The following is a 25,483-nucleotide window of genomic DNA, read 5'->3' as shown; positions in this document are numbered from 1 at the left end:
TATTTTCTTGTTTGATTTTAAATAGATGTCATTGCGAGCGATAGCGCTGCAATCTCGTCGCCAATGCTTTTTTCGGCATGCACAGCTAAGAGATTGCTTCGTCGTTCCTCCTCGCAATGACATAAAGACATAGACATTTATACCTTTACCTCCCAACCTTTCTCATACTCCCTGCTCCAAAGTTTTTGTGCTTCGGGATCCTTCAATATATGGCCGTTATTCGGATCAATATGCAACACCCGATCAACACGGTATGAGATATTACCTAATTGCGGCAACAGGGTTGATTTAAAACCAATCTCAATCGGACAGTTCAGCTTATCCGTCCCACGTATCGAATCGGCAAAGTTTTTCATATGGAAGCCGTCCAGTGCCTCAGTTGGGCTTACTTTATTGGTGCCATCTACTTTGGTATCGTCTTTAATCTCTTTTATCAGTTTGTTATCACCGTCATAAACGCGATAGCTATTGCCACTGTCATAAAACAGCGTTCCTTTATCGCCATAAAACACCACTCCCCTGCTTAATTTTTCGATATCGAAGCCATTGCAGCTACGACATTCCCATTCGGCCGCTGTGTTATTGGGGAAATTGTAAAGTATATTTTGAGTATCGGGTGTCTGCCAATCGTCGTCAAAATGGAACCGGCCGCCTGTTGACACTACCTTGTTTGGATAGTCAACACCAAGCCCCCAACGAATTACGTCAAGTTCGTGCGTGCCGTTGTTCAATGCCTCACCTGTGCCCCAATTCCAAAACCAATGCCAGTTATAATGGATCAGGTTATCCTGATAAGGCTTTCTTGGTGCTGGGCCCTGCCATAAATCGTAATTTAAATTAGCAGGCACCGGTACCTGTTTACCTTTGCCAATACTTGCACGGTGATTGGTATACCAACCCTTTGCATAATAAGTACGACCTATCACGCCCTCATGCAGTTCTTTTACCATGGCCTGCACATTAGAAAACGAACGGCGCTGGCTCCCCATTTGCACCAGTCGTTTATATTTACTTGCCGCTTCAACAGCCATCTCCCCTTCATGCGGATTATGGCTGCATGGTTTTTCGACATAAACATGTTTACCGGCCTGGCAAGCCATAATTGTTGCGGGCGCATGCCAATGATCGGGCGGAGCAACTACTACAGCATCAATATCCTTTATCTCCAGCATTTTGCGGATATCTGTTAAACCCTGCGGCTTTTTTCCTGTTTGTTTATAGATTGCATCAATCGTTTTAGCAACCACGTTCGAATCAACATCGCAGATATACCCGATCTCTACATTAGGCAGTTTAGCAAAACTTTGGGCAAGGTACAGCCCCCGGCTGTTGGTGCCCATCATGCCTATTACTACTTTTTCATTAGGCGATCCCTTAAAAAATCCGGCAGCTTTTGACAGTTGAGGTGCAAGTAAAAAACTTGTACCCGCTACAGCGGTTGATTGAATAAACTTTCGACGGTTAATCATTTTTCAAAACAGGTTAATTGGGTTTTAATACGCGTAACCCGGCGGGCCGCGCCGCAAATTAGCTAAGATTTATAAAGGGCTAAAGCTATCAGGCATTTTTTTTATGAAGCAATTGTAATTTAACTGTTACTTAATTGAGCTTAAAGCCCAAGGCAGAAAGCTAAAAGCATTAAATATTGTAAGGAACATCCGCTTAGCTTTCGGCTCTCTGCCTTAAGCATTCAGGTTTCCCAAAAAACAGAAAGCCCCTAAACGGGGCTCAAGGGGGTATTAATTGCAGGGAAAGCTATTATACAAGTGGCTGTATTGAAAATACATCCAGCTTTGATGTTTGGAAATTACGTACACGTTTATATACGCCGTTTCCATTACTACTGCCATCGGTATTGGTATTTCCTTCAATGGTATCAAACAAATCGCCGTGCACACCGGTAATGAGACCGGTATGAAACCAATCGTTAGGTGTTTTTTGAACCAGGAAAATATCACCAGGCTTAACTATTGAAGGATTAGCCCTTACTGTTGCCACGCGACTTAGCAAACCTTTACTGATACCGGTAGTGCCCACAGTATCGCAACTGTAGGTAAGCGGCATAAGCGTACGAAAATCTTTTCCTAATTGTGTTGCGGCCTGATCAATGATAGTTTGCACAAAGCCCATGCACCAAAACCATGGCGTACCTTCATTATTATCCATGTAAGCCCTCACCCACGGCCCGCTATTACTTTGCCCCTTTATGACAAGTTCAAAAGGCGCGTTGCTTAAATGCTGCATTGCGGTATTTACAATCAACTCCCTAAGGCCGGTACCGGTAACAGGACTTTTGAATGCATTTACCATGGGCTGAGTTAATGCTGCAAAAACGTTGTTATCAACAATACCTGTTTGGGACAGACCTTTCGCTTTTTGAAAATTTTTAACTGCCGTTTCAGTACCGGGGCCAAAACTACCATCAATGCCTGTAGCAGTGCCTGCCGAAGGATTAGTAACCGCATACAGATTTAGCCAGCTTTGAATTTTGGATACTTCTTTTTGATTATTGGAAGCATTACCTTTTTGCTGGGTAGCCGATATAACTATTTCTTTGAGGTACTGTTTTTTGATCATAAAGGAAAGGTTTTTAAAAAGTGATAAGGTTTAGATATTGTAATAGCCAATATCGTATTACCTTTAAGACAAAACTAAACGAATCAGTATAACCATAACAGCGTGCTGTTACGGTATTTAACAAGAAAGCTTACGTAAAACTACGTAAGCTTTCTTGTTAAATACATTTAATACTGTATTGGCAGCGGTACCAGCTTTAAGTTTTGGCGCTGGTGCCAGTACGGATATATTGGGTCCACCTCGCTGGCGGCATCCAGTTTTTTAACCTGATCAACAGTTAAATTCCAACCAATGGCGCCGAGGTTTTGCTTAAGCTGTTCTTCGTTGCGTGCACCAATTACCAGGTTGGCAACAGTAGGCCTTTGCAGTAACCAGTTCAATGCAACCTGCGCTACTGATTTGCCTGTTTCTTCGGCAACTTCATCAAGCGCATCAATAATATTGTACAAATGATCAAAATTTGTGGCCGGGCCATGTGCACCACCCTGTACCGTTCTTGAACTTTCGGGGATTGGTTGTCCTCTTCTAAACTTGCCGCTTAGCTGACCTGATGACAGCGGGCTCCAAACAATGGTACTTACTTTTTGATCGATACCTAATGGCATCAGTTCCCATTCAAACTCGCGGTTAAGCAGCGAATAATATGCCTGATGGGCAACATAGCGGCTCCATCCGTATCTTTCAGATACAGATAGTGATTTCATTAAATGCCAGCCCGAAAAATTGGAGCAGGCAATGTAACGCACCTTACCACTGGTTACCAGATCGTCAAGCGCCCTTAATGTTTCTTCAACCGGCGTGTTAGCATCAAAACCGTGCATATGATAAACGTCGATCCTGTCGGTATTTAAACGGCGCAGACTATCTTCGGCCGACTTAATCAGGTGATAACGTGAGGAACCGAAGTCGTTAACTCCTTTTCCCATCGTAAAAGTGGCCTTGGTTGAAATCAGCACTTCATTGCGGATACCTTCCAGTGCTTTCCCCAATATTTCTTCAGAAATACCCTGCGAATAAACGTTAGCGGTATCAAATAAGTTAACGCCGGCATCAAGGCAAATATTAACCAGCTTTTTTGCCTCATCAACCTGGGTATTGCCCCATGCTTTAAAAAACTCGTTACCACCGCCAAATGTGGCAGTACCAAAGCTCAATACCGGCACCCGCAAACCAGATGCACCTAATTGTCTGTATTCCATAGTTTAATGTTTTATGATGTAAAAGGCCGCAGCCTCTATCACAAATTTATGCGGAATGACATGCCGGGCCGATTTTTACGCATCATAAGTTTGTCATTTATGAATAACGCTTCATTGCAGACAAATAAACAAATATTAGTTTTGGGTAATGATTGCAGACCCGCTAAGCGTTTCCATTTTTGAGATGAGGCTGGAAGAAATCCATCGCCGCAACCCGACGCTAAGATACGAGATCAGTATCCGTGATTTTATTGCCTTGTTTCCGCTTAAAATAAAAAATGGAAAACCGGTAAAACCCGAACAGCCGTCTTCTTTTGCGCTTGACCGGGATGTTTTTCTGCAAGTGCTCGTTGCGTTTAACCAATCGTTTAATTAAAGGCGCGCCCTTGTTTGTCCAATCAGGAACACTTCTAAATAACAAATAAACCACATTAGCCTACTGCCATATTTTAACTTTGCGCAAAATTTAAAACATGGAGAAAACTAAACTTACCATTAACAATAACGGTTCGGTTAAAATAGATGGCGATTTCGAAATAGTGGATATGCAAGGTAATGCTTATGGTTTACAGGGCCGTACGATAGTTTCTATCTGCCGCTGCGGTTTATCAGCAAATAAGCCATTTTGCGATGGTTCGCACAAAGGCCATTTTGAGCATAACGCTATAGCATTTGATCTGCCGCCAAAAAAAGTATAAACAATTGTTTTTATATACATAAAGCCCGGTGTTTAATTACATTGGGCTTTTGTTTTATGCAGTGTTCTTGAAATAATCTGCATTTTTGAAAACTATACTCATAAATAATAATGCGTTACTTTTTTCACATAGGTTATCATGGTGCAAGGTATTCGGGCTGGCAAAAACTCTCGAAGGCAATTACAGTACAGGAGGTAATTGAAACAGCCCTGGAAAAAATCCTGAAATACCCGGTTGCCATTAACGGTTGTGGTCGTACGGATGCCAAAGTACACGCAAGTCAGTATTTTTTTCATGCTGATATTGATGATAATTTAGACTTTGACCTTTTGTTTCGCCTAAATAAGCTGCTTCCGGATGATATTGCCATATTTGATATTATCCCGATGCAGGGCGATCCACATGCCCGCTTTGATGGTGTGATCCGATCTTATGATTATTTCATCCACAATTATAAAGACCCTTTCCTGGGCCGTTTCAGCTCGCTTTATCCTGATCAGGACCTTGATTTGGATGCCATGAAAAAGGCTGTTTCTATTCTGCCTGATTATACCGACTTCCGCGCTTTGTGTAAAACACCTGATAAAATAGAGCATACTATCTGTCACGTAAAATCTGCCGGGCTTTATATTGATGGCAACGGTAGTAAACTGAGGTTTAACATTACTGCCAACCGTTTTTTGTACAAGATGATCAGGATAACTATGGGGAGGTTGCTTGAAATTGGTCAGGGCAAGATGAGTACAGATGAGTTTGAATTTTATATCGCTAATAAACAAACGCCCAAAATCATTATTCCGGCTCATCCGCAGGGTTTATACCTTTCAAAAGTTACGTATCGTTACCTCGATCTTGAACCGAGGTCGGCATTTTCATTGCTCAATAGTACCGACTGGTACCCTATATAACGCTTATCTGCTGATTTTTAAAAATATGACGCGTTAATTTGGTACTTTTGCACCCTCATTTTAAATTTTAATCGATATACTGATGGCGTGGTCTGATAAATTGAAGCTTAATAAACAATTATTGCGTTCGGTAAACGAAGCCGGTTTTGCAAATCCTAAAGAGCTCCAGCTTAAAACCATCAACCGTATTATTGGCGGGCAGGATATTATTGCCATTGGTCCGGAGGGCAGCGGCAAAACTACTACCTACGTATTGGGTGTGTTAAACCGCTTTAACTACGCCCCGGAGGGTGTACCGCGCGTGTTGATCCTCGTACCCGAAAAAGAGCATGTATTTGCTGTTATAGAACAGTTTGACAGGCTTAACAAAAATAAATCCATCCGTATTGTTGGTTTGTACGTTACCCCCGGTTTTGAAAGCCAGATGGATGAGCTTGCCGATGGTGCCGACATTGTTGTAGCCACTCCTGACAGGGCAAGAGCTATCTATCTTAAATTAGCCCTGAATTTAAATAAGGTTGATTTGCTGGTGGTTGACGATGCCGATCAGATAGTTAAAAGAGGATTGCAATTGCCGGTTGCAGAACTGGCTAACAGCATTGACAAAGGTCAGCACCTGGTGTTTACCGAAGTTATGCATGCCAAACTCGAAAAAATGATTGATCCGTTCATGAGACAACCAGCTATAATTGAAGTAGACGAATTGGGCGACACAGCTGTTGAAACCTATGAGCAGCTGTTGTATAATGTACCTAACTTCGGCACTAAACTTAACCTGCTCAATTTATTCATGTACGATGAAGAATTGTTTACTAAAACCGTGGTGTTTGTAAACAATCAAACTACAGCCGAAAAGCTTTTTCAAAGTCTCAAAAGCCGTTTGCGTACGGGTGTTGCCTATCTGAACCCAAAGTTTTTTGATACAAAAGGATTTAAAGATATTGAAGCTTTTAAAGCTGACAACGGCGCAAGAATCCTGATCGTAACTAACGAAAACGAGGAAGAAGTTAACCTGAGTGGTATCCCCTTCCTGATCCACTTTGATTTACCTGCCGATAATGATCTGTTTATTAACCGCGTGGCAAACCATAACCCGGATAATAAAGAAGAAACACTGGCCATGACATTTGCCACTGATATTGAGTTGAGCCAGGTGAAAAAGATTGAACAGATGATCGGGAATAAGATCCCTGTGGCCGATTTGCCTGATGACCTGGTCATCGTAACCGAGTCGAAGCCTAAAAAGACAGATGCAAAAGAGGATGTTAAACCTGCGGGTGTTGGCGAAGCTTTTCACGAAAAGAAAGCATCAAATGCCAAAACTTATAATTTAAGCGCCAGTACTAAGGCCAAAATGAATAAGAAGAAAAAGCACGGGTAAAAAATCCGTTATATCCAGACTTACGAAGTTTTAAAAACTTCGTAAGTCTCCATCACATTTCCATCACGCTATCTCCAAATACAACTCTTCAACCTTCTTTCTTGCCCAATCTGTTTTTCTCAAAAACTTGAGGCTTGATTTGATACTCGGATTATCATTAAAACAATTGATCCTGATCCGCATACCCAGTTCTTTCCAGCCAAAGTGGGCTACCAGTTCGTTAAGTATCATCTCAAGGGTTTTACCATGTAATGGATTGTTGGGCTGTTGCTGCATAGGGGCAAAAGTAAATGTTTGTTTCGTTAAAATAATATAACAAAATTTGTCGCTGGCCCGTTTAAATACTAAATGTTATTAGCTCATATTTAATAAATGATGAAATTTATTAAATTTAATGCTGCTAATGGTTCACGTTTAAACCGCTTCTTTCAATTTGCCCAAAATTATTTTAATGAATAGCTATAAGTGTTACCTTGTTTTATTATTGCAAGCTATTTCGTTATGCGTATTCTCACAAAACCGCCCCATTCATTTTCAGCATATTGGCAGCCGTGAGGGGCTTTCTGAATTAAATATAAATTGCATAATACAGGATAGCCGGGGTTTTATATGGGTGGGCACGCGCGACGGCCTTAATCGTTATGACGGTAACAAATTCAAAGTTTTTAAAAATATTGTCGGCGATAATAATAGTATCAGCAATAGCTTTGTTCAGGATATAGTTGAGGATCATGATGGCAATCTATGGATCTCAACCAGTGGCGGCGGGTTAAACATGTACGACCGTAAATTTGATCGTTTTATCCATTATCGTCATAATTCCGGCAACATTAATTCAATAGCAAGTGATATTTTAGTTAAGATAGCACTTGATAAAAGCGGCAACCTGTGGATCGCAAATCAAAAAGAGGGTCTTGATCAGTTTAATATAACCCAAAAAAAGTTTGCGCATTACCGGTATATTGCAACCGACACAGGCAGTTTAAGTGATAATAACGTCCGTACAGTTTATGTAGACAGCCAAAATAAACTATGGATAGGCACAACTTATGGAGGTTTAAACCTTTATAACCAGCAAAGCCATAATTTTACCCGTTTTGTGCATGATGAAAACAAATCAACATCTCTTTCGGCTAATAAGATCAATGCAATTTTAGAAGACAGCAGTCACCGTTTATGGGTAGGCGTAAGCGACGGGGGGCTCAACCTGTTTGATCCTGCTACCAAAGCCTTTATTCATTATAAAAATGATCCCGGTAACAAAAGCTCCCTTTCTTATAACAGTGTACAATGCCTTGCCGAAGACAGTAATCACGACTTGTGGATCGGCACCGAAAATGGCGGGCTGAATATTTTCAATTACGCCCAGGGCAAATTTAATAACCACCAGGAGGATGATGTAGATAACAGTAGTATCGCCAATAATTCGGTAGATGTTATCATGAAAGACAAAAACGGCAACATGTGGATAGGCGCATTTGCTTCCGGTCTTAATTTTTATAAAAAAACAAGCGAAAACTTTACTCATTACCAGCATGGGGCACAAACCGGCAGCTTATCTAATAACTTTGTATTAAGTGTTTACTCAGATCAAAAGAACAATATATGGGTAGGTACAGATGGCGGCGGCCTTAACCTTTTTAACCCTGAAAAAGGCGAGTTCAAAGTTTATAAAAATAGCAACAGTAACATCTGCGGTAATTATGTTTTGACTATTCAGGAAGATGCCAAAAACAATTTATGGATAGGCACCTGGGGCGATGGGGTAAGCATGATGAACCCGCAAACCAACAGTTTTAGGTCGTTTAAGCATAATCCTGACGATAGCACCAGCATAAGCGGCAATAACATCTATGCCATAGCCAAGACACTTGATGGGAAGTTATGGTTTGGCACTCTTGGAACAGGACTTGATCTCTTCGATCCTAAAACCAACAAATTTATTCATTACCGTCATGATGCCAATAATCCCAAAAGCATCAGTAGCGATAATATCAATTCGTTACTTGGCGATTCGAAGGGAAACCTGTGGGTAGGCACTAATGATGGCGGTGTTAATTTATTTGATGCGGCAACTAATTCATTTAAACCTGTGCAGTATGAAAAACTGAACAGTGCGCTTGGCAATAACACTGCCCTTGACCTTTTTGAAGATCATCTGGGTAATATCTGGATCTGTACTTATGGAGGTATTTATCGTTTAAATCCGGTTACAGGTAAAGTTGCAAACTTCAAAGTAAAGGATGGCCTGCCCAATAATTATACTTATGCTGTTGAAGAAGACAGCAGCGGTAATTTATGGATCAGCACTAATAAAGGTCTTTCGAGATACAATCCTAAAACCAATAAATTCAGGAATTTTACTATTGAAGATGGCCTGCAGGCCGAAGAATTTAAACCTCACTCGGCAGTAAAAAGCCGTGATGGGGTCATGTATTTTGGTGGTGTTAACGGGTTTAACATGTTCAACCCAGAAAGCATCAGAAATAACATATACGACCCGCCGTTGGTACTCACCGATTTCCAGATCTATAATAAGTCTATCAGCGTAGCTCAAAACAGTGACGATCCCTCGCCATTGAAAGAAGAAATTACGGAGACAAAGTCTATCACCTTAACCCATGATCAATCTGTTATATCCTTTGAATATGTCTCGATGGATTATGCCTTAAGTAATAAGGAGTCGTACGCTTATCAATTGGAGGGTTTTGATAAAGGCTGGAACTACGTTGGCAATAAAAATACAGCAACTTACACTAATTTACCCGCAGGCAATTACGTTTTCAGGGTAAAAAGCCGCAGCACCGACGGAAAATGGTCTATAAGGCAGGTAAGTTTAAATGTAACCGTACTCCCTCCTTTCTGGCTCACCTGGTGGTTTATCAGTTTACTTGTTTTCTTTGTTGCGGTAATTATTTATACATGGCACCGACTTAGGATAAATGCCATCGTACAACAAAAGAATCTGCTTGAAGAACAGGTTACCGAACGTACGGCCGAGGTTATGCAACAATCGGAAGAATTAAAGGCACAATCTGAAAATCTCCAAACACTGAATATCGAACTTCAAAATCAGTCGGAAGAATTACAGGCATTGAACGAAGAGTTGCAGGCTCAATCAGAAGAATTGCAATTGCAAAAAGAACAGGAGCGTGAAGCGCGGGAAGAAGCAGACAAAGCCAACCAGGCCAAAAGCATATTTTTAGCTACGATGAGCCATGAAATCAGGACACCGATGAACGGAGTTATCGGCATGGCCTCGTTGTTAGGCGAAACTGAACTGAATGCAGAGCAACGTGATTATACCGATACCATTATATCTTGTGGCGACAGTTTGGTAAATGTGATCAACGATATTCTTGATTTCTCCAAGATTGAGTCAGGGAAAATGGAAATGGAGCAGGAAGATTTTGACCTGCGCCAATGTATTGAAGAGGTAATGGATATCTTTTCGCAAAATGCTGCTAAACGCGAACTCGAACTCGTTTATCAGATTGATCCGGCCCTGCCCCACCAGGTTATTGGCGACAGTTTAAGGCTAAAACAGGTGCTTACCAATTTAACAGGAAATGCTCTGAAGTTTACCGAGCGCGGTGAGGTGTTTATTAAAGTGTTTTTGTCAAAGAAAATTAATGATAAAGAAATTGAGATTGGCTTTAGCGTTATGGATACTGGTATAGGTATTCCGGAAGATAAGCTGACAACCTTGTTTAATGCCTTCTCGCAGGTTGATTCATCAACCACGCGCAAATATGGCGGCACCGGGTTGGGGCTTGTCATCAGCGAACGCCTGGTGAAATTGATGGGCGGCGAAATATGGGCCGAAAGTGTTTTTGGTGAGGGCTCTGTATTTGTATTTACCATAAAAACCGCCATCAGCAGCAAACAATCCAAGCAAGTACCTATTGTTTTTAATGCGGAAGAGCTCGAAGGAAAAAAGGTGCTTATTATTGATGATAATAAAACAAACCGCTTTATCCTGCAAACACAGCTTGAACAATGGGGAATTCAAACTGTAGCTGCAGCTTCGGGCAAACAGGCGCTTGATGTACTTGCCGCCAATAATGGTTTTAACCTGGTTATAACTGACATGGAGATGCCCGAGATGGATGGTGTTGGATTAGCGCGGGAGATCAAAAACAACTATAAAGCTCTTCCGGTAATTATGCTTAGCTCCATTGGCGATGGGTCAAAGAAAAAATACCCGGGCTTATTTTCGTCCATTTTAACCAAACCTGTAAAACAATCGCAATTGGGCAAAAGCTTACAGGCCGAGTTTCAGGGTAAAATTCAGCCACCTGCACCCGAAATAAAGCCGGATAAATTGCTCGATGTGAATTTTGCAAAAGAATATCCCCTTAACATTCTCGTGGCCGAGGATAATACCGTTAACCAAAAACTTATCAGCCGCATTCTCGAGAAGCTGGGTTACGAATTTGATATGGCGCATAACGGGTACGAAACCCTTGATAAATTAAAAGCCAATCCAAAATTTGACGTGATTTTCATGGATGTGCAGATGCCCGAGATGGATGGCTTTGAGGCAACCCGCCACATTCGTCAATATGCCTTTAAGCAACCTTTTATTATTGCTATGACAGCGAATGCAGGCCCCGACGATCGGGATATGTGCATAAGCGAGGGTATGGACGACTATATAGCCAAACCCATGAAAACCGATGCGCTGATCAATGTTTTAAAGGGCGCTTACAAAATGATGAAAAACATAAAAGGCAAATATGTTTAACCATTATCGCGAAGCGACTCCCCAATAGCAACTATTGCGGATTTTTTTCAGGATAGCCGGCGTGATGCTTGAAACTTCATTCTTATACTTGTTTTGACTATCAAGCAGGTACATTGTGCCGTTTGTATTATTATATATATATGAGCATAGTCGGGTATCTTCACCATCTTCTTCTTTCTTTACATCAACCCTTAAACCATTGGTTTTGTTGCTTGTGTCGGGCTTTAATGCCGGTGCGGATGCTTTTACCCAGTTAATGGTAAAATTTATACTTTGCGACGAAACACCGTTGGTGTTTTCTTTGTAGCTTTTACTATCCTGTATAACGGCCAGCAAACATTTTACGCAGGGATCGCTTACCGTTGCCTCTCCATATTTTTTGCGCGGATTGTTAATCACGCTATCTTTTTTGCCGGCTACCGTTACCGTTGTTTTTGAAATATCATTTGATACTGGCTTCGGTTTGGATTGTTTATTGGATTGCCTGCAGGCAAATATTGTCATCGCCAAAACACAAAAGTAAATACATGGTTTAAACAGATTCATGGTTTATAATTTAGCACTTTATTTATATACATCATTTTAACCGTTTTGTGTTAATGTGTTTGGATATACCAAATGCGGTTTTAATCTATAAATTAAGTTTAAACAATTTAAACATAGATTTTATTGCATTAATTGGATAAGTAAAGGACAGTTTTTCTATAAAAATTTCTTAAAATTGCCTGATTTATTTTGGCCCGGCCGGTTAACTGCCGGCAAGACTTAAACCATCATAACAATTTTTCAAAAACGAGGTTTACCTTGGTATAAATAACACTGCAAACTAATGCAGGATATCATAATAAAATGACTAATAGCGGTACAGGTTCAAATTTAACGGTTGATGTGGTTTTAATTGGCGCAGGTATTATGAGCGCCACCCTTGGTGTAATGCTTAAAGAGCTGCAACCCGATTTGACGATTGAAATTTTTGAACGCCTGGATGTCATTGCAGCCGAAAGCTCGGCCCCGATGAATAACGCAGGTACCGGCCACTCGGCTTTTTGCGAATTAAATTATACTCCTCAGCTTCCTGATGGCAGCGTTGAAATAAAAAAGGCTATCAAAATTGCTGAACAGTTTGATATCAGCAAACAGTTTTGGACTTATCTTATTGATCAGGGCCTTATAAATAACCCCGAAAGCTTTATTCGGAAAGTGCCGCATATGAGTTTTGTGTGGGGCGCCGAAAATGTTGATTACCTGAAAAAACGCCAGCAAGCACTTACTAAACATCACTTTTTTAAAGGGATGGAATATTCAGAGGATAAAGCCCAGATAAAACAATGGATCCCGTTGGTTATGGAAGGCCGTGATCCAAATGAAAAGGTATCTGCAACGTTTATGGATATTGGTACGGATGTGAATTTTGGAAGCCTTACCAGCGCGCTGATAGATGAGCTTAAACAAAAAGAAAACGTAAACATTAGTCTTAACCATGATGTTAAGGACATTAAACGTAACGCCGACGGCACATGGAAGGTTACGGTAAAAGATAAAACTACCGGAAATAAAAGAAAGCTGAACGCCAAATTTATTTTTGTGGGTGCCGGCGGCGGTGCATTGCCCTTGCTTCAAAAATCGGGCATTCCGGAAAGTAAAGGTTTTGGCGGCTTCCCTGTAAGCGGCCAGTGGCTGGTGTGCAACAATCCCGATGTGGTAAAACAACACGAAGCTAAGGTGTACGGAAAAGCATCAGTTGGTTCGCCACCAATGTCGGTTCCTCACCTGGATACCCGTATGATTGATGGTAAACGAGCTTTGCTTTTTGGCCCATATGCAGGTTTTTCAACCCGTTTCCTGAAAAAAGGATCTCTGCTTGATCTTTTCGGATCTATCAAACTAAATAATATACTTCCCCTGCTTGCCGTGGGGCGCGATAACTGGCCTTTAACAAAATATCTTATTTCGCAGGTATTGCAATCACCTGCCGACAGGCTTAACGCGCTAAAGGATTACATGCCGACAGCCAAAGCCGAAGAATGGGATTTGGATATAGCAGGCCAGCGTGTACAGGTTATCAAAAAAGATCCGAAACACACGGGTGTGCTGGAGTTTGGAACGGAGGTGGTAACATCTGCGGATGGCAGCATCTCGGCCTTATTGGGGGCATCACCAGGTGCGTCAACCTCAGTACCTATTATGATCCAGCTTATTGAGCGTTGCTTTAAAAATCAGGCTAAAACAGAAGCCTGGCAGCAAAAGTTTAAGCAAATGATCCCTTCATATGGTGAGTCGCTGGCAAACAATGAAGCCTTAAGCGATGAAACAAGAGCAAGGACAAGTAAAGCGCTCGGATTGGTTTAAATAGAAATTTGCATTCTCTGACTATTCGTGAAAAAAGTAATTATTATTTCTTTCGCGAATAGTTAAATACATCCTTTTTCAATCTACCTTTTTTGTCGTTTTCGGCAAGGATCACTTCCAGCTTATCAGGCGCGACCAATTGGTATGTGAGGCGGACAGATTTATCTTTCAATTCAAATTCAGCTTTGTTTTTTCCGATGCCTACCAGGTAAAATAGCAGCGGCTTGTTTTTATCTTCCCAACCTATACTGCCACGGTTAAAGTGACGCATTTTAAAAATCGGCACCTGGTTTTGTTCTTCAATAACAACAAACTCATAAAATACCGCTTTGCCATCCTTAACCACCCGGAAGCTGCTGATCATACTATCACCCATTGGCTCACTCCAAAATTCTTCCATGTCGCCCCACTCCTGCTTTTGTGTCCAGATGCCGGCCATAAAAGCCAACTGATTAACTTTTGCTTTGGTTACCTGTGCAAAGCAACCTGCAGAAATGAGTGCGAAGCAGATGAACGCAGAAAGAATATATTTTAAGTTCATGATATGAATTTAGCAATAATTCGCGCCGGTAATTTGTTCTGCTATGTTACATCCCTTTCCACTCGTAACTTTTGCTTTCCAATCCAATCAGATCAATCACACGGTTTACTACTGTCATGGCCAGTTCTTCAATAGTTTGCGGTTTGCTGTAGTAAGACGGTATTGCAGGACAGATAATGCCGCCGGCTTCGGTAACCGTAGCCATGTTGCGGATATGGATCAGGTTAAGCGGGGTATCTCGTGCTACTAAAACCAGTTTTCGGCGCTCTTTCAAAATTACATCGGCAGCACGGGTGATCAGATCATCAGAGATTCCGCCTGCTATTCTCCCAAGCGTACCCATTGAACACGGAACAATTACCATAGTATCAAACTTTGCCGAACCCGAGGCAAAGGGCGCCATGAAATCATTTTTAGCATAAAATTTAAAGGGAAGCTGGGTGTAATCTTCGTTATCAAGCTCAAATTTCCAAACGTCTTTAGCATTGTCAGACATGACAACACCTACTTCGGCAATTTGACCTTGTAACTGATTTAGTTTTTTTAGCAGCAGACTGGCATATATTGAGCCACTGGCGCCCGTAATAGCAACAACTATCTTTTTCCTCATAATTACTCCTTCAACCACCCGAACACACAAAAAGTTAGGGGCACAAAAAAGGGTCGAATAACTTGTACCCGACCCTACATCTACCTATGAAAAACATGCCCTTGAGAGGGCACTACAAATGTAATAAGAGTTTTTAAATTATTAAACAATTTGTTAAAATAATTTTAACCTGTTTATTGTAAATTTTTCTCTATTAAAGTTTGAATAATACCATCAACCATACCTACCCTTGGCACATAGATATTTTTAATATTGGCATTTTTCATTACGGTAAGGTAAATTTCACATGCAGGAATAATAACATCGGCCCTGTCCTGGTTAAGGCCAAGCACGTTGATCCTGTCTTTTAATGAAAACGAACTCAGGTAAGTGTATAATGACCTTAGTTTAGCAAAAGTTAGCGGCATATCTTCCTTCTCCTCAGATAATCTGAAAAGCTTGTTAATATTGCCACCGGTACCAATGCCCGATAATTGTTTGAAGTTACGGGTATTATCGCGTATGAAGTCCTTCATCTCGTTCCATGTTTCCTCGGTGTCCTGGTTGTCAAGGATGCGAATGGTGCCTATGTTGAATGATCGGGAAACGATCAACTCTCCTGCTGAAAACAATGAAAGCTCTGTACTACCGCCGCCAACATCAACATACAGGTAATTTTTACTTTTATCAATGTTTTGTTCGGCATGGCTGGCATAAATAATGCTGGCTTCTTTCGATCCATGCACAATTTCAATGTCGATGTTTGCCTCCTCTTTGATCAGTTTAACAACATCTTCTCCGTTTTTGGCTTCGCGCATGGCCGATGTTGCACAGGCTAAATAATCTGTAACCTTGTATACATCCATCAGGTTACGGAAAGCAACCATTGATTTAACCAGTTCCGTAGTTTTTTTCTCAGATATATGTTGCTGAATAAAAGCATCATCGCCCAAACGCAAAGGAACACGGATCAGGGTATTTTTTTTGAATGACACCGATCCGGTGTTTTGAATTATGTCGGCAATTAAAAGCCTCACGGCGTTTGAACCTATATCAATGGCAGCGTATCTCAATGTTATTTTGTTTTACTTTTTAAATAATTATATATCTCTATCTGCGCACGGTGACTTTCGGGCGAGTTTGTTTTGTGGTATTTGTTAGTATTTTGACTGTTGATTTCGCGGGCTTTGGTATTATCCTCAAGCTGGATATCAATAATGTCCCTTATCTCCTGCTGTAGTTTTTCATCGTAAATCGGGAAGCCAACTTCAACTCGGTTATCAATATTACGGGTCATGAAATCGGCCGACGTAAGGTAGATGAGCTCCTTACCACCATTGCAATAAATATGTACGCGGGCATGTTCAAGGTATTTATCTACAATACTAATCACCTCAATATTTTCGCTGTAGCCTTTTACTCCAGCTATTAAACAGCACATTCCCCTGATGATCATCTTGATTTTTACCCCGGCATTGCTGGCCTGGTATAACTTATTAATCAGGTCTTCATCGGCAAGGCTGTTCATTTTCAGGATCATGTATGCCTGTTTGCCTGCCTTTGCGTTTTTGATCTCGTTATCAATCAGCTTGTAAATTGCCAGCCTCGAATCAATTGGCGATACGATAAGGCTTTTGAGTCCTTTAGCTAATTGTCCCCGGTTAATAGCTTTAAAAACATTCACCAGGTCATCAGTGATCCTTTTGTTAGCTGTTAGCAAGGTATGATCGGCGTAGATCTGCGCAGTTTTTTCGTTAAAGTTACCTGTGGAAAGGCAGGCATAATAAGCCAGCTTCCCTTTTTCGGTACGGCTTACCAAACATATTTTTGAGTGCACTTTGTAGCCGGGAACGCCATAAAGCACAGTTACACCCTCTTCCTCAAGCCTGTTGCTCCAATGGATATTATTTTGCTCGTCAAAACGGGCCCTTAACTCAACAAGACAGTTTACTTTTTTACCATTTTTGGCTGCATTGATCAAAGCGTGAATCACCCTCGAATTTTCGGCTAATCGATATACGGAAATACTGATCTCCTTTACTTTCGGGTCAATAGCAGCCTCACGTAAAAAGTGAATTATATAATCATATGATTGATATGGTGTACTTACCAAATAATCCTTTTTAGCAATAAGCTCGATAAGACTTTTACCAAACGAAAGGTCAGCAACCGGTAACGGTACATATTTGCTGTATTCTAACTCGGGACCACCAACGTTTGGGAACGAGATGAAGTTTTTAAAATTATGGTACCTGTTGCCCGGGATAAGGCTTTCGCCATGTAAACCCATTTTATTCACCAGGTACTTCAGCATGTCCATAGGCATGTCTGAATCATACAGTAAACGCATGGGCTTGCCTTTTTTACGCTTTTGAAGGCTTTTAGCCAGCGAGTCGACAAATTTCTCGCTCACTTCTTTATCAAGGTCAAGCTCTGCATCGCGGGTAAGCTGAATGGAATATGCCTCGATGCTGTCGTGTTCAAAAATGAAAAAGATGTCCTCCAGGCTATACCTGATAATATCATCAAGCAGGATAATAAACTTCAGGTTATTGGTATCGGGTAGCTTTACGAAACGCGAAAGGTTATCCGGAAACTCGATAAGGGCAAATCGCGTTTTTTTATTGGTAGTAAGCTTTACAAAAAAATAAACAGCCCTGTCCCTAAGCTCGGGCAGCGGTAAAGTATCATTGAGCATGATAGGCACCAATGTGGCCAGCAACTTCTCCCTGAAATAATTTTTAACGAAGGTGCCACGGGTTACGTTAAGCTGTTTATCATTCAGGATAAAGATTTTTTCTTCAGCAAGCTGCTTAACAATAATATTTTCGTAAAGATTATTGAACTTTCGTTCCTGCCTTACCACAATGTTTTTGATCTGGTTAAGTACCTTTTTGGGGTTATAACCAAGTATCTCCTTAGATTTCTCGTTCAGGGCCGCTAAACGGCTCAGCGTGGCTACCCTTACCCTGTAAAACTCGTCGAGGTTGGATGAAAATATGGCTAAAAAACGGATCCTGTCAATCAGTGGGACTGTTGGATCGGCTGCTTCCTGCAAAACCCGATCATTAAAATATAACCAACTTATTTCTCTATTAATTAAGGGAACCTGTTTATCCATAAGAATTTCTTGCTTTACAGCCAGATGTTACAAATCTGCTTATTTATTTGTTAACTTAATATTAACTCGTGAGGAATTAACCTGTTTTCGTTCACCATTATTTATTGCAGAAGTTAAACAATTTGTTGCAATATTGCGCTGTATGTTAACAATACATTAGCTTTGCAAAACATTTATAACCAATACACTACTTATGCCAACATTTGATATAGTTAGTAAGATAGACGGGCAAACGCTTGATAACGCGATAAATACCGCAAAAAAAGAAATCCTGAACCGTTACGACTTTAACGATTCAAAAAGCACTATCGACCTGGATAAAAAAACAAACCAGGTTACTATAGTTACTGAAAACGATATGCGCCTTAAAGCCATACAAGACAGTATTATAAGCCGTATGGTAAAACAGCATCTAGACCCTAAAGCACTTGATTTTGGTAAAGAGCAATATGCTTCGGGCAATATGATCCGCAAGGAAATTAAGATCAGGGAAGGTATTGATAAAGAAGCCGCCAAAAAGATCGTAAAGAAAATCAAAGACAGTGGCCTTAAGGTACAGGCTTCAATAATGGATGATCAGGTACGTGTGCAAGGCAAAAAGATAGATGACCTGCAGGCGGTTATAAGCCTTTGCCGTGCCGAAGATTTTGGCCAACCGCTGCAATACATCAATATGAGAGATTAAGGTATTAAAGCTTAATATCAGTACTTAAAGTGCTAAAAAAGGAGGTATCTTAATTAGATACCTCCTTTTTTATATACTAAATATTGACCGCTCAGTTAAACCTGTTCCGATTTAGGTACAAGCGCTTCTCCTTCAAATGCTATTCCTGCCCAGCCATGAGCCATAAACTGCCGGATGTTTTGATGATCGGTACCGGCTGGCGTTGCCAAAACTGCTCTGTAATGTTCAGCAAATAAATAAAGTGTGTCTGCTGCTGTTAGGTTATTGATCTGTGCAAACGCAAAAACGCGGGCGCTGCCCTGGTTCTGTGTGGCTTCGTTATAAAAATCACCGTTTTTAAATGCCGTTGGCTGATGCAGGTATTGAGCTGCTATAAATTCAATTACTTCATTAAATGTGGTAGTGCCTTCTTTTAAAGCTATAAGCAATGCTGATAATTGTTCTTTCATTAAGAGAATATTTTTTGCGAAAATAAATTTAAAAGCTGTTATAAGCACATCAAAACCATGCTTTTTCTTTTTATGAATAAAAAATCAGACATATGATAGCCTATGATTTAGCGTAATAATTATCGCCCCCTTCAAAATATTATTTTGTCCCCTACATATAAATTAAAAAGTACCGTAATTCGTGCTTAACCAATAAAGGCTCATAACCTAACGCTATGAAAAAAACGCTCACCCTTTTTTACTTTTTAACTATTTTTCATTTTGCTTCATTTGCCCAGGAAAGACCGATTATCTCCAAAAAAAATATCCCACTTGATTCAATCCACTTAAGCGACCCATTTATCCTGGCCGACCATAAAACAGCGATGTATTACATGACCGGCACCGGTGGCATGCTTTGGAAAAGCAAGGACCTCAAATTATGGGACGGCCCGTTTCAGGTTGCCCAAACCGATCCGCAATCATGGATGGGGCCTCGCCCTATGATCTGGGCTGCCGAACTGCACGAATACAAAGGCAAATATTACTATTTCGCTACGTTTACTAACCGTGATGTAAAGATTGATACAGTCAAGGGCAATGTGATTGAACGCAGGGCATCTCATATTTTAGTAAGCGATAAACCCGACGGTCCTTACGTACCAATGAAAGACGCTACCTATCTGCCCGCTAATAAACCAACGCTTGACGGTACTTTTTGGATTGACAAAAATGGCAAACCTTACATGGTTTATTGCTACGAATGGTTGCAAAACTGGAACGGTACCATCGAAAAGATTGAACTTAAACCAGACCTCAGCGGATCGGTTGGAACCGGCAAAGTATTGTTCCGCGCAAGCGACTCACCATGGAGCAGGGAAAAAGACGAAAACGGAAATGATCGACCTAACAAAGTAACAGATGGGCCATACTTATTTCTTACGCAAACCGGGCGGCTGGGCATGATCTGGACAAGTTGGATATATTCTGTTTACACGCAAGGGGTAGCCTATTCCACAAGCGGTACGTTAGATGGCCCCTGGGTGCAGGAGAAAGATCCGATTACACCGCCAAATTTCGGACATGGAATGATTTTTAAAACGCTGCAGGGCAAACTCTTGATGGCAGTACATAGCCACCAGGATATTAATGGCCATTACCGCAGGATTCCGCATTTATTTGAATTAGATGATTCAGGTGATAAACTGGTGGTACGCGGCCCTTACATCCCCTAACGATTTTAAAGCAGGCAAAACCTCGAAGCATAGATATAGGTATCCCCACGCAACATTTTTGCGACAGTGGCATTCAAGTGCTGATTGCATTACTTTTGCCCACGCTGCCATTTAGAAAATCTTGCTATGAAAAACCTGCTTTTGCTAATATTTATCATTGTACTATGCCCTGTTATAACTTTTGCCAATGCTAAAACAGATAGTTTGCTAAAGGTGCTGAAACAGGAAATAGCCAACAGAATTAATTACGATACACGGCAGGAGGAACAGATTGACAAACTGCGCAAGCAACTAAAATCATTACCAGCGGAATATAGCGAAGCAAGATATCTGGCTACCCAACAACTTTTTGAAGCGTTCAGGGATTACCGGTATGATTCAACATTTGTTTATGCACAACGCCTGATAGAACTAAGCAGGCAATCAAAGAATAGTGCGAGGCTCGCCGAAAACCGGCTCAGGCTTGGTACTACGCTTATCGCATCCGGTATGTTCAAGGAAACATTTGATTGTTTACGGGAAATATCACCTGCACTTTTAAATACAGGCTCAAAAAAGCAATATTACATTCTTTATTCCTGGGCTTATTCAGATTTGGCAAAATACAACCGTGATGCATTCTATTCTCCGGATGATTTTAACAGGAAGTATAGCTACCTTGATTCTGCCATTAATTTGACAACTCCGGGAACTTTTGAACGCTTGATACTTCAGGCCCAGCAAAAACCGGGAAAAGGCCCCCATCCGCTTGTATATTATCTTACTTTGATGAAAAGGCGGTTATCTGCACATGAAGAAGCAATGGTAGTTACAGGCCTGAGCCGTTACCGAAGCGGCGATGAAAAAATACAACTCTTGACAAAAGCTGCAATAAATGACATTCACACGTCTACCTACCGTGCCCAGGCCATGTTGTCATTGGGGACTACGCTTTATGAACAAGGTCGTATGGAAGATGCTTTTTACTTTTTGCAGCAGGCTTTAACACAGGCAAATCGTTTCGGATCGCGCCTTAATCAAAACGAGATTGTACGTATCCTGCCGATAGTTGCGGCAAAGCGCGTTTTATTAGAACAACAACAACGGCAGCGTTTTCTGATCTACCTGGTATCTGTATTTGTTATAGCGATAATTATAGGCTTAGTTTGCTTTATCATCTTTTTTCAATTAAGGAAGGTACGCCGGGCAGAACGGATCATCAAAGAAAATAACAGGGCGCTTGAAAAAATTAACCAGCAACTCTGGGAAGAAGGCCGTATTAAGGAAGAGTATATCGGTTTTTTCTTCAGCGAGCTGTCGGGCTTTATTCTTAAAATTGATAAGTTAAAGAACAACCTTCACCGGAAAATAAAATCGGCTACCACTGAGGAGGTTTTACGTGTGGTTGATGGAATTGATGTAGCCGCGGAACGCAGACAGTTGTTCCGCACATTTGACAGCGTATTTCTTAAACTGTTCCCTGATTTCCCCGATGCTTTCAATGCACTTCTTCGTGAGAAGGACCGTGTAAAACCTAAAAAGCCCGGTACCTTAAACTCCCATCTCAGAATATTTGCCCTTATGCGCTTAGGTATTAACAGTAATGAGATGATTGCTGCTATTCTTGAATATACCGTAAGCACCGTTTATACCTACCGTTTCCGTACACGGTCAAAGGCAATTGTGCCGGCCGACGAGTTTGAGCAACGTATTATGAGCATCCAATTAGCCCCTCCCAAAGCATAATTACGGCAATTATAATCTGGATTTTTTCAATACAACTGTTTTGTAATACATTACAAAACAGGGAGTTGGATTTTATTGAAGTTGGATTTTTCTTTGGCTTGCCTGCCAGGGCTTGTGTCTTAGTGCCTATCCGCCTTATTTGCACACGAAACCAATTAGCGAAAAGCCATCTGCTTACCGCTTAAAATCTACCATAATGAAAAACACAATCCGGACATATGCGCCGCCTTAGTGGCTTGCATTTCGCCGTTGCCGGGGGGCGTTATTTCCCGGCTCAATTAACTTCTAAAACCAATTAATATTTTCTTCTTATGTACAAAAAACTTTTACTCAGGCTAAGCGCCTTTGCGCTCTGTTGTATCTTTACCAGTGCTGCCCTGGCTCAAAACAGAACCGTGACCGGCACCGTAACGGATGCCGCCGACGGTTCTCCATTACCCGGCGTAAGTGTGGTAGTAACCGGTATGTCGGTAGGCACTACCTCTAATGCTAAAGGTGTTTATACGCTCAGCATCCCTGCATCTGCAAAAACCATCTCTTTTTCCTATATCGGATACTCTACCCGCGTAGTACCGCTAACCAGTGATGGAACACTGAATGTTTCACTTACCACCTCAAGCAAATCGCTGCAGGAAGTTGTTGTGGTAAGTGTTGGCTATGGCACACTTGATAAGCGTGAAGTATCAAGTGCCATTACCCACGTTTCTTCTAAAGATTTGCTTCCCGTGGCATCCAACAGTCCTTTAATGTCTTTACAGGGCAAAGTGGCAGGCCTCAATATTACCAATACCGCCACTGCCGATCCAAACTCATCTCCTAAAGTGCAGTTGCGAGGGGTTTCATCGCGGAACGCCGGTTTAGGTCCGCTGTATGTGATAAACGGGGTGCCTGGAGGCAACATCGATAATATCAATCAAAATGACATAGAAAGCATCGATGTGCTTAAAGGTGGTGCCGCATCTGCTATTTACGGAACACGGGGAAGTAATGGCGTTATTATCATCACCACCAAAAAAGGTTCGTCGCAGGCGCGTACTTTTTACGAAGGCTATGCAAGCTTCGATTACCTGACCAATCGCCTGCAAAACCTTACACCCGATGAGTTTATCAATGACCGGGTAAAAAACAACCAGGGACAGGATTATGGCGCTAAAACCAACTGGATGGATGCAGTTACAAACTCGCCTGCATTTGCTCAAAAACATACAATTCAATTGTCGGGTGGTTCTGGTAAAACGAATTACTTCGCCTCTGCCGATTACCGTAATGCCGATGGGATCGACCTGCGCGCCAATAAAAAAGAGTACGGCGCACGGATTAACGTAAACCATGCTACCGATAATGGCATTTTTGTAGCTTCACTGAGTGTTGCCCCAAGGTATATGAATACTAAAAACTCCGATCAGGGCAATTTCAACAATGCGCTCACGCTTAACCCAACTTATCCAATTTACGATACCGCTCATAAGTACAATTACATCAACACCGGATTCTTCTCCAATAACCCTGTTGAAAATGCCAACGTAATTAAATCAGAAGCGGAAATTAAAGAGCTGGACATTAATGGATCATTAAGGGTTAATATCCTCAAAAACCTGAGCACAACTGTTACAATATCAGAAATAAGCCGGTCGGCAAGGAGCTATAATTTCACCCCTTCTACCCTTTCATCAATTGTACACGCTGGTAAAATAACGCAAACTAACTTTGCATCGCAACGGCAAGAGGAAAATGATCAGAAAAACGTAGAATGGACCGGTAATTATTCATTTGATCTGGGGCGCCATCATTTCAAAGCATTAGGTGGTTATTCATATACATTATACAACTACAATACGTTTTATGCTCAGAATTACGACTTCCCTTTTGATTCATATCTATGGAATAACCTCGGCTCCGGATTGTATAATGGCGGCGCTGCAGGCCAGGGCCAATCGGCTGTAAGTTCAACACAAAACGGGTCAACCCTCATTTCATTTTTTGGCCGGGCTAATTATGATTTTAACAATCGCTATATCTTAACAGCAAGCGTACGACGTGAGGGTTCATCAAAATTTGGAACTAACAATAAATGGGGAAATTTCCCGGCTGCATCCGCGGCATGGCGTGTTTCTGAAGAGAGTTTCATGAAAGGTGCACTCCCATGGGTAAATGACCTGAAGCTGCGTGCCGATTACGGTGTTACAGGCAACCAGGATTTTGATAGTTATCTCTCCTTACTACTATACGGTGGAGCAGGCTATTTTCCATACAATGGCCAGGTTTACCAGGTTTACGGGCCAACCTCAAATGTTAATCCCGACCTGAGATGGGAAAAATCAATCAACTTCAACGTTGGCCTTGATTTTTCCATCTTAGACAACCGCATCTCCGGTTCGCTCGACTATTATATCCGCAAAAACAAGGACCTGCTGGGTTATTACAACGTACCGCTGCCGCCAAACTCTCAAACACAGACCTTTGCCAACGTAGGCACCATGAAAAATTACGGGTTGGAGTTGGCGCTTAATGGTGCAGTTGTCAGAAACAGCGATTTCAATTACAATGTAACCTTTGCGCTGGCTTATAACCGCAATAAATTCATCTCGTTCTCTAACGATATTTATAAAGGTGCTCCATTTGTTGAGCTTGCTGGGTTGCCAGCCCCTGGCTCTCCGGGCAATATCCAACGCATCCAGGAAGGTCGCAGCATTGGCGAGTTTTACACGCTGCGCTCGGCAGGTGTGAATAAGGACGGAGCTTTACAGGTTTACAAAAAAGATGGCACCATAGTTCAGGCCAACCAGGCATCTGCAGATGATAAACAATTTGTAGGAAATGGCCTGCCGAAGTTTATCGGCTCCATGGGAAATACTTTCAGGTACAAACGTTTCGATCTGGGCATCTTCCTGCGCGGTACATTTGGTTATAAAATATTCAACACGTCTGCATTTTATATCGGGACACCATCAAGCCAGAGCGATGCCAATGTGCTGAAGTCGGCATACGATAAAAAGAGCAAATACTCATTGTTAACCAACCCGGCAACCACAGCAATCGCTTCCGACTATTTTTTGGAGAATGGCTCATTTGTAAAAATAGATAACGTAGCCTTAGGTTATACGCAGCCATTTAAAACCAAATACCTTAAATCGATACGCGTTTATGCCACTGGCAGAAACCTGCATACGTTTACAAGTTTTACCGGCGGCGATCCCGACCTGGTAGAGGTTAACGGACTTACACCGGGTGTAAACACTTCATTAAATTATTATCCGGCAACACTTCAACTAATTCTTGGTCTGCAGGCAACCTTTTAAA

20 protein-coding genes are annotated in these 25,483 nt (G+C 41.5%); 10 read left to right on the top strand and 10 right to left on the bottom strand.

Going from position 1 to position 25,483, the window contains the following annotated elements; genetic code table 11:
- Positions 1-137 precede the first annotated feature (137 nt).
- The 3 genes from BMX50_RS01285 to BMX50_RS01275 form a co-directional block, all read right to left on the bottom strand.
- Positions 138-1,469, bottom strand: coding sequence for a Gfo/Idh/MocA family protein (locus BMX50_RS01285; protein ID WP_091206559.1), 1,332 nt, complete (start codon positions 1,467-1,469; stop codon positions 138-140).
- Between the two features lie 289 nt (positions 1,470-1,758).
- Entirely contained in the window at positions 1,759-2,577 is an 819-nt protein-coding gene (locus BMX50_RS01280) for a peptidoglycan-binding domain-containing protein (RefSeq protein WP_091206556.1), read from the bottom strand.
- Positions 2,578-2,744: 167 nt separating this feature from the next.
- The gene (locus BMX50_RS01275) at positions 2,745-3,776 is read right to left on the bottom strand and encodes an aldo/keto reductase (RefSeq protein WP_091206554.1); all 1,032 of its coding nucleotides are present in this window, start codon (positions 3,774-3,776) and stop codon (positions 2,745-2,747) included.
- 148 nt (positions 3,777-3,924) lie between these two features.
- Between BMX50_RS01275 and BMX50_RS01270 the strand changes: the two genes are divergently transcribed.
- From BMX50_RS01270 to BMX50_RS01255, 4 genes are all read left to right on the top strand, one after another.
- Positions 3,925-4,152, top strand: coding sequence for a hypothetical protein (locus BMX50_RS01270; RefSeq protein ID WP_143065060.1), 228 nt, complete (start codon positions 3,925-3,927; stop codon positions 4,150-4,152).
- A gap of 97 nt (positions 4,153-4,249) precedes the next feature.
- Positions 4,250-4,474, top strand: a complete 225-nt coding sequence (locus BMX50_RS01265; RefSeq protein WP_091206548.1) for a CDGSH iron-sulfur domain-containing protein — start codon at positions 4,250-4,252, stop codon at positions 4,472-4,474.
- A 110-nt stretch (positions 4,475-4,584) separates the two neighbouring features.
- A complete protein-coding gene (locus BMX50_RS01260; protein ID WP_091206546.1) occupies positions 4,585-5,382 on the top strand; it encodes a tRNA pseudouridine synthase A in 798 nt (265 codons plus the stop codon).
- Positions 5,383-5,464: 82 nt separating this feature from the next.
- Positions 5,465-6,763, top strand: coding sequence for a DEAD/DEAH box helicase (locus BMX50_RS01255; RefSeq protein WP_091206543.1), 1,299 nt, complete (start codon positions 5,465-5,467; stop codon positions 6,761-6,763).
- A gap of 63 nt (positions 6,764-6,826) precedes the next feature.
- On the opposite strand, the gene BMX50_RS01250 is transcribed toward BMX50_RS01255, so the two are convergent.
- Positions 6,827-7,039, bottom strand: a complete 213-nt coding sequence (locus BMX50_RS01250; protein WP_091206538.1) for a VF530 family protein — start codon at positions 7,037-7,039, stop codon at positions 6,827-6,829.
- 175 nt (positions 7,040-7,214) lie between these two features.
- On the opposite strand from BMX50_RS01250, the gene BMX50_RS01245 reads away from it, so the two are divergent.
- Positions 7,215-11,510 carry a hybrid sensor histidine kinase/response regulator gene (locus tag BMX50_RS01245; protein ID WP_091206535.1) on the top strand — a complete coding sequence of 1,432 codons (4,296 nt, stop codon included), beginning with the start codon at positions 7,215-7,217 and terminating at the stop codon, positions 11,508-11,510.
- Positions 11,511-11,513: 3 nt separating this feature from the next.
- On the opposite strand, the gene BMX50_RS01240 is transcribed toward BMX50_RS01245, so the two are convergent.
- Positions 11,514-12,056 carry a hypothetical protein gene (locus BMX50_RS01240; protein ID WP_143065059.1) on the bottom strand — a complete coding sequence of 181 codons (543 nt, stop codon included), beginning with the start codon at positions 12,054-12,056 and terminating at the stop codon, positions 11,514-11,516.
- 303 nt (positions 12,057-12,359) lie between these two features.
- Here BMX50_RS01240 and BMX50_RS01235 point away from each other — a divergent pair, with 303 nt between their 5' ends.
- Positions 12,360-13,859 carry a malate:quinone oxidoreductase gene (locus BMX50_RS01235; protein ID WP_091206529.1) on the top strand — a complete coding sequence of 500 codons (1,500 nt, stop codon included), beginning with the start codon at positions 12,360-12,362 and terminating at the stop codon, positions 13,857-13,859.
- 43 nt (positions 13,860-13,902) lie between these two features.
- Here BMX50_RS01235 and BMX50_RS01230 read toward each other — a convergent pair whose 3' ends face one another.
- From BMX50_RS01230 to ppk1, 4 genes are all read right to left on the bottom strand, one after another.
- Positions 13,903-14,400, bottom strand: a complete 498-nt coding sequence (locus BMX50_RS01230; protein WP_091206525.1) for a DUF6265 family protein — start codon at positions 14,398-14,400, stop codon at positions 13,903-13,905.
- Between the two features lie 46 nt (positions 14,401-14,446).
- A complete protein-coding gene (locus BMX50_RS01225; RefSeq protein WP_167667781.1) occupies positions 14,447-15,010 on the bottom strand; it encodes a UbiX family flavin prenyltransferase in 564 nt (187 codons plus the stop codon).
- A gap of 173 nt (positions 15,011-15,183) precedes the next feature.
- Positions 15,184-16,062, bottom strand: a complete 879-nt coding sequence (locus BMX50_RS01220; RefSeq protein ID WP_091206523.1) for a Ppx/GppA phosphatase family protein — start codon at positions 16,060-16,062, stop codon at positions 15,184-15,186.
- A 2-nt stretch (positions 16,063-16,064) separates the two neighbouring features.
- Positions 16,065-18,110: a polyphosphate kinase 1 gene (gene ppk1, locus BMX50_RS01215; protein ID WP_091206521.1), complete on the bottom strand. Its 2,046-nt coding sequence runs from the start codon at positions 18,108-18,110 to the stop codon at positions 16,065-16,067.
- 193 nt (positions 18,111-18,303) lie between these two features.
- Between ppk1 and BMX50_RS01210 the strand changes: the two genes are divergently transcribed.
- The gene (locus tag BMX50_RS01210) at positions 18,304-18,795 is read left to right on the top strand and encodes a YajQ family cyclic di-GMP-binding protein (protein WP_091206519.1); all 492 of its coding nucleotides are present in this window, start codon (positions 18,304-18,306) and stop codon (positions 18,793-18,795) included.
- A 95-nt stretch (positions 18,796-18,890) separates the two neighbouring features.
- Here the strand turns inward: BMX50_RS01210 and BMX50_RS01205 are convergent, their stop codons facing one another.
- Positions 18,891-19,244 (bottom strand): HopJ type III effector protein, encoded by a 354-nt coding sequence (locus BMX50_RS01205; RefSeq protein WP_091206516.1) that lies wholly within the window; start codon positions 19,242-19,244, stop codon positions 18,891-18,893.
- 215 nt (positions 19,245-19,459) lie between these two features.
- On the opposite strand from BMX50_RS01205, the gene BMX50_RS01200 reads away from it, so the two are divergent.
- The 3 genes from BMX50_RS01200 (at position 19,460) to BMX50_RS01190 (ending at position 25,482) form a co-directional block, all read left to right on the top strand.
- Entirely contained in the window at positions 19,460-20,458 is a 999-nt protein-coding gene (locus tag BMX50_RS01200) for a glycoside hydrolase family 43 protein (RefSeq protein WP_091206514.1), read from the top strand.
- A 126-nt stretch (positions 20,459-20,584) separates the two neighbouring features.
- A complete protein-coding gene (locus BMX50_RS01195) occupies positions 20,585-22,183 on the top strand; it encodes a DUF6377 domain-containing protein (RefSeq protein ID WP_091206511.1) in 1,599 nt (532 codons plus the stop codon).
- Between the two features lie 311 nt (positions 22,184-22,494).
- On the top strand, positions 22,495-25,482 hold the full coding sequence (locus BMX50_RS01190; RefSeq protein WP_091206508.1) for a SusC/RagA family TonB-linked outer membrane protein: 2,988 nt from the start codon (positions 22,495-22,497) through the stop codon (positions 25,480-25,482).
- The last annotated feature ends 1 nt before the right edge of the window (position 25,483 follow it).

The organism is Mucilaginibacter gossypiicola (assembly GCF_900110105.1).
In the GTDB taxonomy this organism is placed as follows: Bacteria; Bacteroidota; Bacteroidia; order Sphingobacteriales; family Sphingobacteriaceae; genus Mucilaginibacter; species Mucilaginibacter gossypiicola.
This window is presented reverse-complemented; position numbering and strand designations above follow the sequence as displayed.